The 16,034-nt window shown below is 60.9% G+C and carries 13 protein-coding genes; 8 read left to right on the top strand and 5 right to left on the bottom strand.

Features of this window, described 5'->3' with window-relative positions; translation table 11 throughout:
- Window positions 1–19: 19 nt before the first annotated feature.
- The 5 genes from QRN70_RS01935 to QRN70_RS01915 are packed head-to-tail and all read right to left on the bottom strand — an operon-like array spanning window position 20 to window position 6,564.
- Window positions 20–397, bottom strand: a complete 378-nt coding sequence (locus QRN70_RS01935; protein ID WP_003225116.1) for a response regulator — start codon at window positions 395–397, stop codon at window positions 20–22.
- A 44-nt stretch (window positions 398–441) separates the two neighbouring features.
- Entirely contained in the window at window positions 442–1,656 is a 1,215-nt protein-coding gene (locus QRN70_RS01930) for a hybrid sensor histidine kinase/response regulator (RefSeq protein WP_285415531.1), read from the bottom strand.
- Window positions 1,650–2,243, bottom strand: a complete 594-nt coding sequence (locus QRN70_RS01925; protein WP_285415530.1) for a chemotaxis protein CheB — start codon at window positions 2,241–2,243, stop codon at window positions 1,650–1,652. Before QRN70_RS01925 ends, QRN70_RS01930 begins: the two co-directional genes overlap by 7 nt.
- The gene (locus QRN70_RS01920; protein WP_285415529.1) at window positions 2,240–3,055 is read right to left on the bottom strand and encodes a CheR family methyltransferase; all 816 of its coding nucleotides are present in this window, start codon (window positions 3,053–3,055) and stop codon (window positions 2,240–2,242) included. The genes QRN70_RS01925 and QRN70_RS01920 overlap by 4 nt, the downstream gene beginning before the upstream one ends.
- Window positions 3,056–3,072: 17 nt before the next feature.
- On the bottom strand, window positions 3,073–6,564 hold the full coding sequence (locus tag QRN70_RS01915) for a response regulator (protein WP_285415528.1): 3,492 nt from the start codon (window positions 6,562–6,564) through the stop codon (window positions 3,073–3,075).
- A gap of 266 nt (window positions 6,565–6,830) precedes the next feature.
- Between QRN70_RS01915 and QRN70_RS01910 the strand changes: the two genes are divergently transcribed.
- From QRN70_RS01910 to QRN70_RS01875, 8 genes are all read left to right on the top strand, one after another.
- Complete coding sequence (locus QRN70_RS01910) at window positions 6,831–7,193, top strand: response regulator (protein ID WP_285415527.1); 363 nt, start codon at window positions 6,831–6,833, stop codon at window positions 7,191–7,193.
- A gap of 110 nt (window positions 7,194–7,303) precedes the next feature.
- Entirely contained in the window at window positions 7,304–8,596 is a 1,293-nt protein-coding gene (locus QRN70_RS01905) for a glycosyltransferase (protein WP_285415526.1), read from the top strand.
- Window positions 8,597–8,689: 93 nt separating this feature from the next.
- Window positions 8,690–9,595, top strand: a complete 906-nt coding sequence (locus tag QRN70_RS01900) for an AraC family transcriptional regulator (RefSeq protein WP_285415525.1) — start codon at window positions 8,690–8,692, stop codon at window positions 9,593–9,595.
- Window positions 9,596–9,910: 315 nt separating this feature from the next.
- On the top strand, window positions 9,911–11,221 hold the full coding sequence (locus QRN70_RS01895; RefSeq protein ID WP_285415524.1) for an ABC transporter substrate-binding protein: 1,311 nt from the start codon (window positions 9,911–9,913) through the stop codon (window positions 11,219–11,221).
- 175 nt (window positions 11,222–11,396) lie between these two features.
- Complete coding sequence (locus QRN70_RS01890; RefSeq protein ID WP_285415523.1) at window positions 11,397–12,323, top strand: carbohydrate ABC transporter permease; 927 nt, start codon at window positions 11,397–11,399, stop codon at window positions 12,321–12,323.
- A gap of 8 nt (window positions 12,324–12,331) precedes the next feature.
- Window positions 12,332–13,162, top strand: a complete 831-nt coding sequence (locus tag QRN70_RS01885) for a carbohydrate ABC transporter permease (RefSeq protein ID WP_285415522.1) — start codon at window positions 12,332–12,334, stop codon at window positions 13,160–13,162.
- 166 nt (window positions 13,163–13,328) lie between these two features.
- Entirely contained in the window at window positions 13,329–14,432 is a 1,104-nt protein-coding gene (locus QRN70_RS01880) for an ABC transporter ATP-binding protein (RefSeq protein ID WP_285415521.1), read from the top strand.
- Between the two features lie 18 nt (window positions 14,433–14,450).
- The gene (locus QRN70_RS01875) at window positions 14,451–15,926 is read left to right on the top strand and encodes a mannitol dehydrogenase family protein (protein WP_285415520.1); all 1,476 of its coding nucleotides are present in this window, start codon (window positions 14,451–14,453) and stop codon (window positions 15,924–15,926) included.
- Window positions 15,927–16,034 lie beyond the last annotated feature (108 nt).

The following is a 16,034-nucleotide window of genomic DNA, read 5'->3' as shown; positions in this document are numbered from 1 at the left end:
ATTGCGCCGATGCCTGTTCTCAGGCCAGCAATTCCTGAATTTTTTCCTGCAACACGTCCAGGTCGAACGGTTTTTCCAGGATCGGCGCCTTGCGGGTGATCGGGCTGCCGGTCTCGCGGATTTCCTGCGGATAACCGCTGATGAAAATCACCTTCAGGTCCGGTCGCAGCTTCACCGCAGGCTCGGCGATCTGCACGCCGGAGATACCGCCAGGCAGACGAAAATCAGTGATCAACATGTCCAGGTGCGGCTTGCTGGCGAGGATCTCGAAAGCCTGCTCGCCGTTTTCCGCTTGCAGCACGCGGTATCCCTGGCCCGACAAGTAGTCCGTCAGCACCATCAAGATAACCGGTTCGTCCTCGACGACGAGTACTACATCTTGTGCATCTACGCTCATGGGAAGCCTTTGTTCGGTCAATAGCTGCTGATACGACCGTGTGGTCACTCAGAGGTTGCGTTTGTTTCACCGATTTCCTGGAGCGGCAGACAAACGCGAAACAGGGCGCCTTCGTTGATCTTGCTTTCGACGACGATGGAGCCGCCATGGGCGGCGACGATCTGCTCGGAAATGAACAGACCCAGCCCGAGCCCGGCCACCACCGTCTTGGCGGATACCCGTTCGAACTGTTGAAAAATACGCTTCTGGTTCTCTTCGCTGATGCCGATGCCACGGTCCTGCACCTCGATCCGCGCCTCTTCTCCGGCGCGATAGACACGCACCTGGATCGGGCTGCGGCCACCGTAGCGCAGGGCATTGGTGATCAGGTTCGACACCACCTGCTCGATGCGGAATTCGTCCCAGCAGCCGAAAACCGGCTCGGGCGCGGTGAAGCTGACTTCGGTCTCGGCGGCTTCGATCTGTTGCGCGAAGTTTTGCAGCAGGTGGTCCACCAGTTGCGCCAGATCGAAGCGACTCGGTCGGATCGACAGCTTGCCTGTACGAATCCGCGACACGTCGAGCATGTCCTCGATCAGGCGGATCAGGCTTTTGATCTGGCGCTCGTCGCGGTCGACCATGGCGTGCATCTTGTCCAGGGTGAACGCGGCGGCGTTATCCCGCGCCAGGTGCATCTTGCGCAGCTGGGTTTCGAGGATAAGGCCGTTGAGCGGCGTGCGCACTTCATGGGCGACGATCGACATGAAATCGTCACGCATGCGCACTGCCTGCTCCAGCTCGCGTTGCGTGCTCTGCAGCTGTTGCAACAGCGCTTCCTGCTCGCGGCGGCTCTGTTCCAGGGCTTCGACCTGCTGCTTCATGGCCTTGCTCTGGCGGTACAGATCGACGAAGACGTTGACCTTGCTCTTCACCGCATGGATATCCAGCGGTTTGTGCAGGAAGTCCACCGCGCCGCTTTCATAGCCCTTGAACGCGTAGTTCAGTTCACGGCCGGCGGCGCTGACGAAAATGATCGGGATGTTCTTGGTTTTCTCGGTGCCACGCATCAGTTCGGCCAGTTCGAAGCCGTTCATGCCGGGCATTTGCACGTCGAGAATGGCCATGGCGAATTCGTGTTGCAGCAGCAGCGACAGTGCTTCGTCGGCCGACAGCGCCTTGTACACCGTGCGGTCCTCGCGCTTGATCAGCGCTTCGAGGGCGAGCAGGTTTTCCGGCAGATCGTCGACGATCAGCAGTTTGGCTTGGATATTACTCAGCATGCGATTCGTTCCAGCTCGACAAGCAGACGGCCGATGCCGTGTAGGGGAAGTATGTGATCCGGTTGGTGAGTCTTCAGTGCTGCCGCCGGCATGGTCGCCACGTGCGCTTCAGCGGGATCTTGCACGATGGTCAGCCCGCCCTGCCGCTTGACGTGGGCCATGCCTCGCGCGCCGTCATGATTGGCGCCGGTCAGCAGCACGGCGGCCAGCGCCGGACCGTAGACGTCGGCAGCCGACTCGAACAGAAAATCGATCGACGGCCGCGAATGATGCAGACGGTCTTCAAGGCTCAGCGACAGACTGCGATCCTGCTCCACCGACAGGTGATAACCGGGCGTCGCGAAATACACCGTGCCTGGGGCGATGTCCTGCTTGTCGATGGCTTCAGCCACCGGCAGCGCCACGCGCCGGGAAAACACTTCGGCCAGTTGGCTGCGGCGCTCTTCCGGCAGGTGCAGAACGATAATGATCGGCAGCTGGAACCCCGTGCGCAGCGGGCCGAGCAGGTTCAGCAAGGCCTCGACGCCACCGGCCGAAGCACCCACCACAATCGCCTCGACCCGAGGCAAGTCCGCTGCACTGTTCATGATTTGCGGTAGATCCGTTCTTGTTTGACCAGCGCCTCGAAGTGGTTCGAGTAGCTGGAAAAATCCAGGGTTTCCTTGCTGCCCAGCACCAGGAAGCCGCGATGGCAGAGCGACTCATGGAATAAGCCGAAGGCGCGATCCTGCAACTTTTTATTGAAGTAAATCAATACGTTACGGCATGAAATTAATTGAGTTTCGGAGAATACGCTGTCGGTTGCCAGGCTGTGATCGGCAAACGTCACGTTCTCGCACAGGCTCTTGTCGAAAATCGCGTAGCCGTACGCAGCAGTGTAGTAGTCGGCGAACGAACGCTGGCCGCCGGCCTGCTGGTAATTGGCGGTGTAGGCGCGCACGTTCTCCATCGAGAAGATCCCTTGCTTGGCCTTTTCCAGCGAGCGCGGGTTGATGTCGGTGGCGTAGATGATCGTACGGTCGAGCAGACCTTCCTCGCGCAGCATGATCGCCATCGAATAGACCTCTTCGCCGGTACTGCATCCGGCAATCCAGATCTTGATCGACGGATAAGTCTTGAGCAGCGGCACCACTTCCCGGCGAATGGCAAGGAAGTGCGACGGATCGCGAAACATTTCGCTGACCGGGATCGTCAGCAATTGCAGCAGTTGCATGAAAGCATGCGGGTCGTGCAGGACTTTCTCCTGCAACGCCGAAATGGTCGCGCATTCGAACTGGCCGAGCGCGTGCTGCACCCGGCGCTTGATCGAAGCGCCGGAATAATCGCGAAAATCGTAGCTGTACTTGAGGTAAATCGCCTCGATCAACAGGCGCAGCTCGATCTCGCTGTTGCGCTCCATGGGATGACTGCTTTCCACTAAATGCGTTCCATCTTCGGTAACCACACGCGAATCAGCGAGAACAGGCGATCCAGATCGATGGGCTTGGCCAGGTAATCATTGGCGCCCGCCTGCAGGCAACGCTCCTGATCGTCCTTCATGGCCTTGGCCGTCACCGCAATGATCGGCAGCTTGCGCCAGCGCGGATCCTTGCGGATTTCAATGGTGGCTTCGAAACCATCCATTTCCGGCATCATCACGTCCATCAACACCAGATCGATGTCCTCGACTTCATTGAGTTTTTCAATCGCTTCGCGACCGTTACGGCCGATCACCACGACTGCACCTTTGGTTTCCAGGGCACTGGTCAGGGCAAAGATGTTGCGTACATCGTCGTCCACCAGCAGCACTTTGCGGCCCTCGAAGACCTTGTCGCGGCTGCGCGCGGTCTTGAGCATCTTCTGCCGTTCATGGGACAACTGCGATTCGACTTTGTGCAGAAAGAGTGTGACCTCATCCAGCAGGCGCTCTGGCGAGCGGGCGCCCTTGATGATGATCGAGCGCGAATACTTGCGCAGATCAGCCTCTTCGTCGCGGGTCAGGTTGCGCCCGGTGTAGACAATCACCGGCGGGAACGAGCAGATGTCTTCGGTGGACATGCGCTTGAGCAGCTCATTGCCGAGCATATCGGGCAGCTTGAGGTCGATGACCATGCAATCGAAGATCGTCGTGCGCAGCAGTTCCAGTGCATCCTGCGCCAGGCCGACGGCAGTGATTTCAATGTCGTCGTCACCGATCAGGCGGGCGATGCTTTCGCGCTGCAGATCGTCGTCCTCGACCAGCAGCACACGCTTGACCTTCTGCGTCAGCTTAGCTTCGAGACGGGCGAACACGTCCTTGAGCTCTTCGCGGGTGGTCGGCTTCACCGCATAACCAATGGCGCCCATGTGCATGGCGGCTTCGACGCGATCCTCGACAGAAATCACGTGCACCGGAATGTGGCGGGTTTCGGCGTGTTCCTTGAGGCGTTGCAGCACCGTCAGGCCGGAATGGTCCGGCAGGCGCATGTCGAGCAGGATCGCGTCCGGGACGAATTCCCGGGCCAGGTCGTAGCCTTCATCCGCACCGTGGGCGACCAGGCACTGATAGCCCAGCTCATGGGCCAGGTCATAGAGGATGCGGGCGAAGTTCGGCTCGTCCTCCACCACCAGGATGCAGCGCGTGGCAAACGGTGCCTTGCTGCGGTCGTCGTTGAAGCGCGGGATGTGTACCGGCGCCATCGGCGCAACCGGCGCGGCTGCGGCGACCACGGGCTGCGCGGCCGGCGGGGTGAAGGTCAACCGTGCTGCCGGCGTTTCGCCTGGTTCGAGGTACTGCTGCGGCAACACCAGGGTGAATACACTGCCCTGCCCCGGCGCGCTGCTGACGCTGATCGAACCACCGAGCAATGTCGCCAGATCGCGCGAAATCGACAGCCCGAGGCCGGTGCCGCCGTACTTGCGGTTGGTGGTGCCATCGGCCTGGCGGAACGCTTCGAAGATGCTTTCCTGCTGATCCGCGGCAATCCCGATACCCGAATCACGGACGATGAACGCGATGCGATCGTGCGGCTGACCGGCGATGGTCAGGCTGACTGCGCCGTGTTCGGTGAATTTCACCGCGTTGGACAGCAGGTTTTTGATCACCTGCTCCAGGCGCTGGCGGTCGGTGTAGAGCATGGTCGGCGCATCGGGCTGCAGATCGACGCTGAAGGTCAATTGCTTGTCCGCCGCCAGCGGCTCGAACATCGAGCGCAGGCCGTCGGCCAGGCGCGCGACACTGGTGCTTTCCGGCACCACTTCGAGCTTGCCGGCCTCGACCTTGGAGATGTCGAGAATGTCGTTGATCAGGTTGAGCAGATCGTTGCCAGCCGAATAGATCGACTCGGCGAACTTGACCTGCTCGCTGCTGAGATTGTCCTGCGGGTTTTCCGCGAGCAACTTGGCAAGGATCAGCGAACTGTTCAGCGGCGTGCGCAGCTCGTGGGACATGTTGGCGAGGAATTCGGACTTGTACTTGCTCGAACGCTGCAGTTCTTCGGCGCGTTCTTCCAGTTGCACCTGGGCCTGATTGAGCTCGGTGTTCTTCTGGTCCATGGCGTCGCGCTGGTCGGCCAGGATCTGCGCCTGTTCGGCCAGTTGTTCGTTGGTCTGTTCCAGCTCGATCTGCTGGGTTTCCAGGTGCGCCTGGGATTCCTTGAGAATCCGCGACTGCTCTTCCAGCTCTTCGTTGGCGGTTTTCAGCTCTTCCTGCTGCACCTGCAGTTCTTCGTTGAGCTGCTGGGTTTCGGCCAGCACTTCCTGCAGACGCTGACGGTAACGCGCGGCTTCGATGGACGTGCCGATGTTGCCGGCAATCAGCTCCAGCAGTTCGATGTCGCGGTCGCTCAGAGGACGCAGGAAGCCCAGCTCGATCACGCCGTTGACGCGCTCGTCATCGCTGGTTGGCACTACCAGGACGCTGCGCGGCAGGCCCTGGCCGAGGCCGGAGCTGACTTTGAAGTAGTCGGACGGCACTGAGTCCAGTCGGATCAGGCGTGCCTGCTGCGCCACCTGACCGACGATGCCTTCACCGTCGAAAATGGCTTGCTGCTGTTCTTCCTGCTCGCGGGAGAAACCGTAAGTCGCCACACGCTTGAGGCCGCCGTGCTCTTCACGCACATACAGCGCCGCCACCGCAGTCCCGAGATATTGCGCGCAGAATTGCAGGATATTGCGCCCCAACAGGTTCAACGTCAGTTGCCCCAGCACCTGCTCGGCCAGCTCGGTCTGGCCGTTGCGCAACCACGCCTGCTGTTCCAGACGCTGCGCACTGGCTTCCTGCGCAGCCAGCGTCGCGCTGTAGCTCTGGGAAAGATTGACCAGGTCACGCCGGCCGATGTAGGCCAGCAAACCGCTGATCCCGGCAATGAACAGCAGATAAAGACTGATGCTCCAGATCGTCGTGCGGCGCACGTCTTCATTGCGCGTGGTACGCAGAACCTGTTCGGTCTCGATCACGTCTTCGAATTGCTTGCGGATCTCGTCGGTCAGGCGCTTGCCGCGTCCGGCCTTGACCGCGCCACGGTAATCGCCGCTGGAGCGTTGCAGATCGATCATCGACTGCGCGTAGTTGGCCCACTCGGTCTGCAAGGCTTGCAGGCGACGCAAGCGGTCGGTCTGCGCCGGATTGTCGGCGGTCAACTCCAGCAAGGTTTTCAGTGCCACGGCGATGCGCGGCTTGGCCGTCTCGTACGGATCGAGGAAGTGCTCGTCGCCACTGAGCAGGAAGCCGCGCATGCCGGTTTCCAGGTCAACGGTGAGTTTCACCGCTTCATTGGCGTTATTGATCACCCGATCCGTGTGCTCGACCCATTGGATCACCGACAGCAGATAGGTAATCAGCGATACGAAGAACACGGCACTGAGCACACCGACGCCCAGGGGCAGACTGATGTTGCGACTCAGGAGTTTGCGAAACCGTTGCTCATCAACCGAAGACGGAGAGGACATGGGGCAGCCTTGTCGAACTGTTGAAAACCAGGGAGTTTGCCCCAAAACGGTCGCCTGGATCCATTTTTCTCACAGATTTAGCAGCAATTTCCTACATTTGCCTGCATCAGATTCCTTACCAGCGGTTATCCTTGCCGCCCCCGGAACACCTATTCTTTTTTGTATCCGACAGGGAACTTGTGGCCATGCGCCATTTACTCATGCAAGAGTCCGGCAATTTTGATCGACCGGCACAAACCTGAATTTTATTACCGAGAGTTGCCACTATGTCCGCCACCGCCTCCACCATCCTAGTCGTAGAAGACGACGCAATCGTGCGCATGCTGATCGTCGATGTGCTGGAGGAGCTGGAATTCAAGGTCCTGGAGGCCGATGGCAGCGAGCAGGCGCTGGAAGTGCTCAAGGACGTCAACCAGCATATCGACCTGATGATGACCGACGTCGGCCTGCCGATCATGGACGGTCGCCAGTTGGCCAGCGAAGCCCGCATTCTGCGCCCGGCCCTGCCGATCCTGTTCGCCAGCGGCTACGCCGAAACCATCGAAGTGCCTGCCGACATGCATGTGATCGGCAAACCGTTCTCCATCGATCAACTGCGTGACAAGGTCAAAGGCATCATCGGCGCCTGATCCGGCGCAGCACCTGCGAGCGCAGGCCGGGAGCAAACGCGGCGGGCTATGGTTTAATGGCGCCCCCTCGTTTCTCCCAGGCGCAGGCCTGCATCCAGGAAGTCCCGTTCATGAGTCAACCCCGCCCCACCACTGTTCTGGTCATCGGCTATGTCTGGCCGGAGCCACAATCCTCAGCGGCCAGCGGGCACGTCATGCAGATCCTCGAGGCGTTCCGGCAACAGGGCTGGGACATCACCTTCAGCAGCCCCGCCGGCCACGGCGAACACAAGGCTGACCTTGCCGCCCTGGACATCCATGAGGTGCCGATCGAGCTCAATCACAGCAGTTTCGACACGTTTGTCCGCGAGCTGGCACCGGATATCGTCCTGTTCGATCAGTTCATGATGGAAGAACAATTCGGCTGGCGCGTCGAAAAGCACTGCCCGAATGCGCTGCGCGTGCTGGAAACCTCGGATCTGCAAAGCCTGCGCCACGCGCGCCACCAGCGCCTCAAGGATCGTCTCAAGGCCAGTGACGACGACAATGACTTCAGCCAGCTGTTCGCGCCGGCCCTGCGCGAAGAGTTCGCACACATGGCCGACACTGACCTGGCCCGACGCGAGATCGCCGCGCTGTATCGCTGCGACCTGAACCTGATGATTTCGCCCGTGGAGATCGAATTGCTGGTGCAGCAGTTCCACCTGCCGCGCGCGCTGCTGCACTGGTGCCCTCTGATGGTCGATGCGCCTGAGGCGCCAGCCAGGTCATTCGCGCAGCGGGCGCATTTCCTCAGCATCGGCAACTTCCGCCACGCGCCGAACTGGGACGCGGTGCTCTGGATGAAAAACAGCCTGTGGCCGCGGATTCGCGCGCAACTGCCAAGCGCGCAACTGCACATCTATGGCGCCTACACCCCGCCCAAGGCAACCGCGCTGCACAATGCGGCACAGGGCTTTCACGTGATGAACTGGGCCGAAGACGCGTTGCAGGTGATGTCGGACGCGCGTATCTGCCTGGCGCCGCTGCGTTTTGGCGCGGGCATCAAGGGCAAACTGCTCGATGCAATGCTTTGCGGCACGCCCAGCGTGACCACACCGGTCGGCGCAGAAGGCATGCATGGCGACCTGCCGTGGCCGGGCGTCATCGCCGAGTCCGCGCAGGCGCTCGCCGATCAGGCTGTTCAGCTGTACCGCGACGAAGCGCTTTGGACCCAGGCGCAGGCCCACGGCAGGCACTTGCTGGTCGAGCGCTACGATCGCGCTACCCACGCGGCCGCCCTGATCGACACGTTGGAGGACTGCCGGCAACACCTGCAACAGCGGCGCCGGGACAACTTCACCGGCAGCATGTTGCGTCACCACACGCTCAAGAGCACGCAATACATGGCGCAATGGATTGAAGAAAAGAATCGCGTCCGATAACCCCGCAAGCGCTCGACGCCACGCCGACGGGCTGGCGCAGCAACCGTAGAAAGAGGCATGATCGGCGGGCGATTACAGCAGAAGCGCCCCGTCATGACTCGAACCGCTCGCGTGACCGATCCCTCCTATGAACTGATGGATGACCATAACGGCTTGTCCATCATCTACCGCGAGCACGGTTTTCCCTGCCCGCTGGTGCGCTGGCATTTTCACAAGGAATACGAGCTGCACCTGATCGTCGCCAGTTCCGGCAAGGTGTTCATCGGCGACTACATCGGCAACTTCTATCCGCAGACCCTGTTTCTCACCGGCCCCAACCTGCCGCACAACTGGATCAGCCAGGTTGCCGAAGACGAGGTGGTGGAAAAGCGCGACATGCTGGTCAACTTCACTGACGAGCTGTTCGAAAGCGGTCATCAGGTGTTCGCCGAGCTCAAGAGCCTGGCGCCGCTGCTGGAGCGCGCACAGTACGGTATCGAATTCCGCTGCCAGCGCACCATTGCCCAGGCCATGAGCCTGATGCAGCGCATCGCCGATTCCCGCGGCATTACCCGCCTCGGGCATTTTTTCATCCTCATGGAGCTGCTTGCGGCGAGCGATGACTATCAGTTGCTGTCCGGTGCGACCACCGAGCAACTGGCCGACGAACACAACGTCGACCGCACCAACCGCGCGGTCGACTATATCTTCGCCCACTACGCCCGAGAGCTGCCGCTGGAGGAAGTTGCCGAGCACCTGGGCATGAAACCGACCTATTTCAGCCGCGTGTTCAAGCAGGCCACCGGCCGCAATTTCATCGAATTCGTCAATCGCCTGCGCATCAGCAAGTCCTGCGAGCTGCTGGCCGACGGCGACAAACCGGTGACCGAGGTGTGTTTCGAGTCGGGCTTCAACAATATTTCCAATTTCAACCGGCGCTTCCAGCAACTCAAGGGCATGACACCGTCGCATTACCGGCGCCTGGTGGTGCAGCGATTGACGGAACAGAACCACGCCTAGCGGTAAGCAGATCGCAGCCTTGGGCAGCTCCTACCGTTGAAAACATGCTTCTGCAGCAACTGCCGAAGGCTGCGATCAAGGCTTGCCCCCTGCCCTCACACCAATACACATTCAGCACACGCTTACGCGTCTCTCAACGTTCTTCACGCGTCGCCGACAAAAGCGCAGTGCAAAAAAGTATCGATTCAAGTGCTAGGGATGATTTGTCAGCCCTGCGTCAGAAGGCTGTAATCAGTGCACATTCTTCCCTCATCAGGAAGACACAAAAACAATAACTGTCCTTCTGCCCCCCTGGGTGCAGAAAAGGAGTGCACGATGCAACCCACTGCAAAAGCTCTGCTTGCCCTCACCTGCATGACCCTCAGCAGCGTCAGCCTTGGCGCCCAGACCCTGACCATCGCCACCGTCAACAACAGCGACATGATCCGTATGCAGAAACTCTCGAAAACCTTCGAGAGCGAGCACCCGGACATCAAGCTCAACTGGGTGGTGCTGGAGGAAAACGTCCTGCGCCAGCGCCTGACCACCGACATCGCCACCCAGGGTGGCCAGTTCGATGTGTTGACCATCGGCATGTACGAAGCGGCACTGTGGGGCGCCAAGGGCTGGCTGGAGCCGATGAAGGATCTGCCGGCCAGTTACGCCCTCGACGACGTGTTCCCGTCGGTGCGCGAAGGCCTGTCGGTCAAGGGGTCGCTGTACGCGCTGCCGTTCTATGCGGAAAGTTCGATCACCTATTACCGCACCGACCTGTTCAAGGATGCCGGCCTGACCATGCCCGAGCGTCCGACCTGGGAGCAGATCGCCGAGTTCGCCGGCAAGCTCACCCACAAGGACAAAGAGCAGTACGGCATCTGCCTGCGGGGCAAGGCCGGCTGGGGCGAGAACATGGCGCTGATCACCACCGTCGCCAACGCCTATGGCGCACGCTGGTTCGATGAGAAATGGCAGCCTGAATTCACCGGCCCCGAGTGGAAAAACGCACTGAACTTCTACGTTGACACCATGAAGAAGTCCGGCCCGCCGGGTGCCTCCAGCAACGGTTTCAACGAAAACCTGGCGCTGTTCAACAGCGGCAAATGCGCGATCTGGGTCGATGCCAGCGTCGCCGGCTCGTTCGTCACCGACAAGACCCAGAGCAAAGTCGCCGATCACGTCGGCTTCACCTACGCCCCGCACCAGGTCACCGACAAAGGCTCGGCCTGGCTGTATTCCTGGGCGCTGGCGATTCCGACCAGCTCCAAGGCCAAGGACGCGGCAAAAACCTTCAGCGCCTGGGCCACTTCCAAGGAGTACGGCGAGCTGGTGGCCAAGACCGATGGCATCGCCAACGTGCCGCCTGGCACCCGCACCTCGACCTACAGCGAGGCCTACATGAGCGCCGCGCCGTTCGCCAAGGTCACGCTGGAATCGCTCAAGGCTGCCGACCCGAGCAAACCGACCCTCAAACCGGTGCCTTACATCGGCATTCAACTGGTGACCATCCCCGAGTTCCAGGGTGTAGGCACTCAGGTTGGCAAACTGTTCTCGGCCGCCCTGATCGGCCAGACAACGGTCGACCAGGCGCTGACGGCAGCGCAGCAAACCACTGAACGCGAGATGAAGCGCGCCGGTTACCCCAAGTAACCCGCTACTTCTCCCTGTAGGAGCTGGCTTGCCAGCGATGGCGATTGAGCAGCCAACATCAATGTCGGATGTGCCGGCCTCATCGCTGGCAGGCCAGCTCCCACAGGATTCGCGTCAGTGTCAGGAATGGTGTCTTTCCTGAACCTGTATCTGCACCCAAACGGTTGTGATCGCCATGAATACTTCAACTGCCAAAGCCCACATCGACCTGTCCGCGCCGCAGCGCAAAAGCCGCGTGGCCAACCCCGGCTGGTTCCTGGTCAGCCCCTCGGTGGCCCTGTTGCTGCTGTGGATGGTCGTGCCGCTGGGCATGACCGTCTATTTCTCGATGATCCGCTACAACCTGCTCGATCCCGGGGTGAACGAGTTCGTCGGACTGGATAACTTCAGCTACTTCCTCACCGATTCCGGGTTCCTGCCCGGGGCCACCAACACGTTGCTGCTGGTGGGCAGCGTGTTGCTCATCAGCGTGGTGTTCGGCGTGCTGATCAGCGCGTTGCTGGAAGCCAGCGAGTTTCTCGGCCGCGGCATCGTGCGGGTCATGCTGATTTCGCCATTCTTCATCATGCCCACCGTCGGCGCACTGATCTGGAAAAACCTGATCTTCCATCCGGTGTCAGGGATCCTCGCCTACCTCTGGAAAGTGTTCGGCGCCGAGCCGGTGGACTGGCTCGCGCACTACCCGCTGCTGTCGATCATCATCATTGTCTCGTGGCAGTGGCTGCCTTTCGCGATCCTGATCCTGATGACCGCCATGCAGTCCCTCGACCAGGAACAGAAAGAAGCCGCGCGCCTCGACGGTGCCGGACCGATTGCCATCTTCTGGCACCTGACCCTGCCGCACCTGGCCCGGCCGATCGCCGTGGTGGTGATGATCGAGACGATCTTCCTGCTGTCGGTGTTCGCCGAGATTTTCACCACCACCAACGGCGGCCCCGGCTACGCCTCGACCAACCTCGCCTACCTGATCTACAACCAGGCGCTGGTGCAGTTCGACGTCGGCATGGCTTCGGCGGGCGGCTTGATCGCCGTGGTCATCGCCAACATCGCCGCGATCATTCTGGTGCGGATGATCGGCAAAAACCTGACCGACAAAGCCTGAGGCCTGCCATGACTCTTCAACAATCCCGTCGTCTGCAAAGCCTGCTGCTCGGCACCCTGGCCTGGGCCATCGCCATTGTGATTTTCTTCCCGATCTTCTGGATGGTGCTGACCAGCTTCAAGACCGAAATCGACGCGTTCGCCACGCCGCCGCAGTTCATCTTCATGCCGACGCTGGAGAACTATCTGCACATCAACGAACGCAGCGACTACTTCAGTTTTGCCTGGAATTCGGTGGTGATTTCCTTCAGTGCCACCGCGCTGTGCCTGTTGATTGCGGTGCCGGCCGCCTACTCGATGGCGTTCTACGAAACCCAGCGCACCAAAGGCACGCTGTTGTGGATGCTCTCGACGAAAATGCTGCCACCGGTGGGCGTACTGATGCCGATCTACCTGCTGGCCAAGAGTTTCGGCCTGCTCGACACACGCATCGCGCTGATCGTGATCTACACGCTGATCAACCTGCCAATCGTGGTCTGGATGATTTACACCTACTTCAAAGACATTCCCAAGGACATCCTCGAGGCTGCGCGCCTGGACGGCGCCACGCTGTGGCAGGAAATGGTCCGGGTGCTGCTGCCGATCGCCAAGGGCGGCCTGGCGTCGACCGTGCTGCTGTCGCTGATCCTGTGCTGGAACGAGGCTTTCTGGTCACTCAACCTGACCTCGTCGAAAGCCGCGCCACTGACCGCGCTGATCGCCTCCTACTCGAGTCCTGAAGGCTTGTTCTGGGCCAAGTTGTCGGCGGTGTCGACCCTGGCTTGCGCGCCGATCCTGATCTTCGGCTGGATCAGCCAGAAACAGCTGGTCCGCGGCCTGTCGTTCGGTGCCGTGAAATGACGTGCTCCAACTGCACCCAATCCCCTGTGGAAGCGCGCCTGCTCGCGAAGTGGCCGTGTCAGTCGGCCTTGATGGTGATTGACGCACCGCGTTCGCGCGCAGGCTCGCTCCCACACAAAAATTCGCCCGGCCCAAACGAATAACAATACTGCGGAGGCCCATTATCATGGCCAACCTGAAAATCAAGAACCTGCAAAAAGGCTTCGAAGGCTTTTCCATCATCAAGGGTATCGACCTGGAGGTGAACGACAAGGAATTCGTAGTTTTCGTCGGCCCCTCGGGTTGCGGCAAATCCACCCTGCTGCGACTGATCGCCGGGCTCGAAGAAGTCAGCGGTGGCACCATCGAGCTGGATGGCCGCGACATCACCGAAGTCAGCCCGGCCAAACGTGACCTGGCGATGGTGTTCCAGACCTACGCCCTGTACCCGCACATGACCGTGAAGAAGAACATGTCGTTCGCCCTCGACCTGGCCGGCGTGCCGAAGGCCGAAGTGGAGAAAAAAGTCGGTGAAGCGGCGCGCATTCTGGAACTGGGGCCGATGCTGGAGCGCAAGCCGAAACAGCTCTCCGGCGGCCAGCGCCAGCGGGTGGCCATCGGCCGGGCGATTGTGCGCAACCCGAAAATCTTCCTGTTCGACGAACCGCTGTCCAACCTCGACGCCGCGCTGCGCGTGCAGATGCGCCTGGAGTTGCTGCGCCTGCACAAGGATCTGCAAGCGACCATGATCTACGTGACCCACGATCAGGTCGAAGCGATGACCATGGCCGACAAGGTCGTGGTGCTCAATGGCGGCAAGATCGAACAGGTCGGCTCGCCGCTGGACCTCTATCACAGCCCGGCCAACCTGTTCGTCGCCGGTTTCCTCGGCACGCCGAAAATGGGCTTCCTCAAGGGCAAGATCGCCCGGGTCGAAGGCCAGAGCTGCGAGGTCTCACTGGACGCCGGCACCCGCATCACGCTGCCGTTCAATGCGGCCAATCTGAGCATCGGCAGCGCCGTGACCCTGGGCATCCGCCCGGAACACCTGGAACTGGCGCAACCCGGCGACTGCACCCTGCAAGTCACCGCCGACGTCAGCGAACGCCTCGGCAGCGACACCTTCTGCCACGTCACCACCGCCGCCGGCGAAGCCCTGACCATGCGTGTGCGCGGCGATCTGGCCAGCCGCTACGGCGAGCAACTGAACCTGCACCTGGATGCCGCTCATTGCCATCTGTTCGATGCCGAAGGCGTTGCGCTGACCCGTCCGCTGCGCGCTGCGGCCTGATATTTCGAGACCTGCCCAATGAAACTCAATCAACACAACCTCCATCGCCTCGCCGCCGAAGTGCAGTTGCCGGCCTATAACCTCGGCGACACCCGCCAGGGCATCGCGCACATCGGCGTCGGCGGTTTCCACCGCGCCCACCAGGCGTATTACACCGACGCCCTGATGAACACCGGCGAGGCGCTCGACTGGGCGATCTGCGGTGTCGGCCTGCGCGCCGAAGATCGCCGGGCCCACGATGACCTCAAGGAACAGGACTACCTGTTCACCCTGTTCGAGCTCGGCGACAGTGATGACACCGAAGTGCGGGTGATCGGCGCGATCCGCGACATGCTGCTGGCCGAGGACGGCGCCCGGGCGTTGATCGACAAGCTCGCCGATCCACAGATCCGCATCGTCTCGCTGACCATTACCGAAGGCGGCTATTGCATCGATGACAGCAGCGGCGAATTCATGGCCCATCTGCCGCAGATCCAGCATGACCTGGCGCATCCGCATGCACCGACAACCTTGTTCGGCTTCTTGTGCGCGGCGCTGGAACAACGCCGCGCGGCCGGCATTCCGGCGTTTACCGTGATGTCCTGCGATAACCTGCCGCACAACGGCGCAGTCACCCGCAAGGCGTTGCTGGCGTTTGCCACGCTGCGCGACAGCGACCTGTGCAGCTGGATCGACGCCAATGTCAGCTTCCCCAATGCCATGGTCGACCGCATCACGCCGATGACCAGCACCGCGCACCGCCTGCAACTGGCCGACAGACACGCGGTGGACGATGCCTGGCCGGTGGTGTGCGAACCGTTCGTGCAGTGGGTGCTGGAAGACAAGTTCGGCAACGGCCGCCCGGCGTGGGAGAAGGTCGGCGTGCAGTTCACCGACGACGTCTCGCCTTACGAAGAGATGAAAATCAAACTGCTCAACGGCAGTCATCTGGCGCTGACTTACCTGGGTTTTCTCAAGGGCTACCGCTTCGTTCACGAAACCATGAACGACCCGTTGTTCGTGCGCTACATGCGCGCCTACATGGACCTCGACGTGACCCCGCAACTGGCACCGGTGCCAGGCATTGACCTGGCCGATTACAAGGACACGCTGGTCGCGCGCTTCTCCAATCAGGCGATTGCCGATCAATTGGAGCGCGTGTGCTCCGATGGCTCGTCGAAGTTTCCCAAGTTCACCGTTCCGACTATCAATCGCTTGATTGCCGATGGGCAGGAGACCAGACGGGCGGCGCTGGTGGTGGCGGCTTGGGCGCTTTACTTGAAGGGTGTGGACGAGAATGGCGACACTTATTCGATTCCGGATCCGCGCGCGGCGTTCTGCCAGGGGCTGGTGGCCGATGATGCCTTGATCACCCAGCGTCTGCTGGGCGTCGAGGAGATCTTCGGCACGGCCATTCCTCGGTCGGCGGAGTTCGTGGCGGCGTTCGAATGGTGCTGCAACAGCTTGCGCGAGGTGGGGGTGACGCGGACTCTGGAAAAGATTCTCGCCGCCTGATCGTTCCCGCGGTCTGCACGGGAATGACTCAATCGACGCTCTGCGTCTGCTGTTGAATGGGACGCGAAGCGTTCCGGGCTGCATTCCCACGCCGAGCGTGGGACCGAT

Origin of the sequence: Pseudomonas sp. efr-133-TYG-5 (genome assembly GCF_030209175.1) — a bacterium.
In the GTDB taxonomy this organism is placed as follows: Bacteria; Pseudomonadota; Gammaproteobacteria; order Pseudomonadales; family Pseudomonadaceae; genus Aquipseudomonas.
Note: the sequence above shows the minus strand (reverse complement) of the source record. Positions and strands in the feature narration are given on the sequence as shown.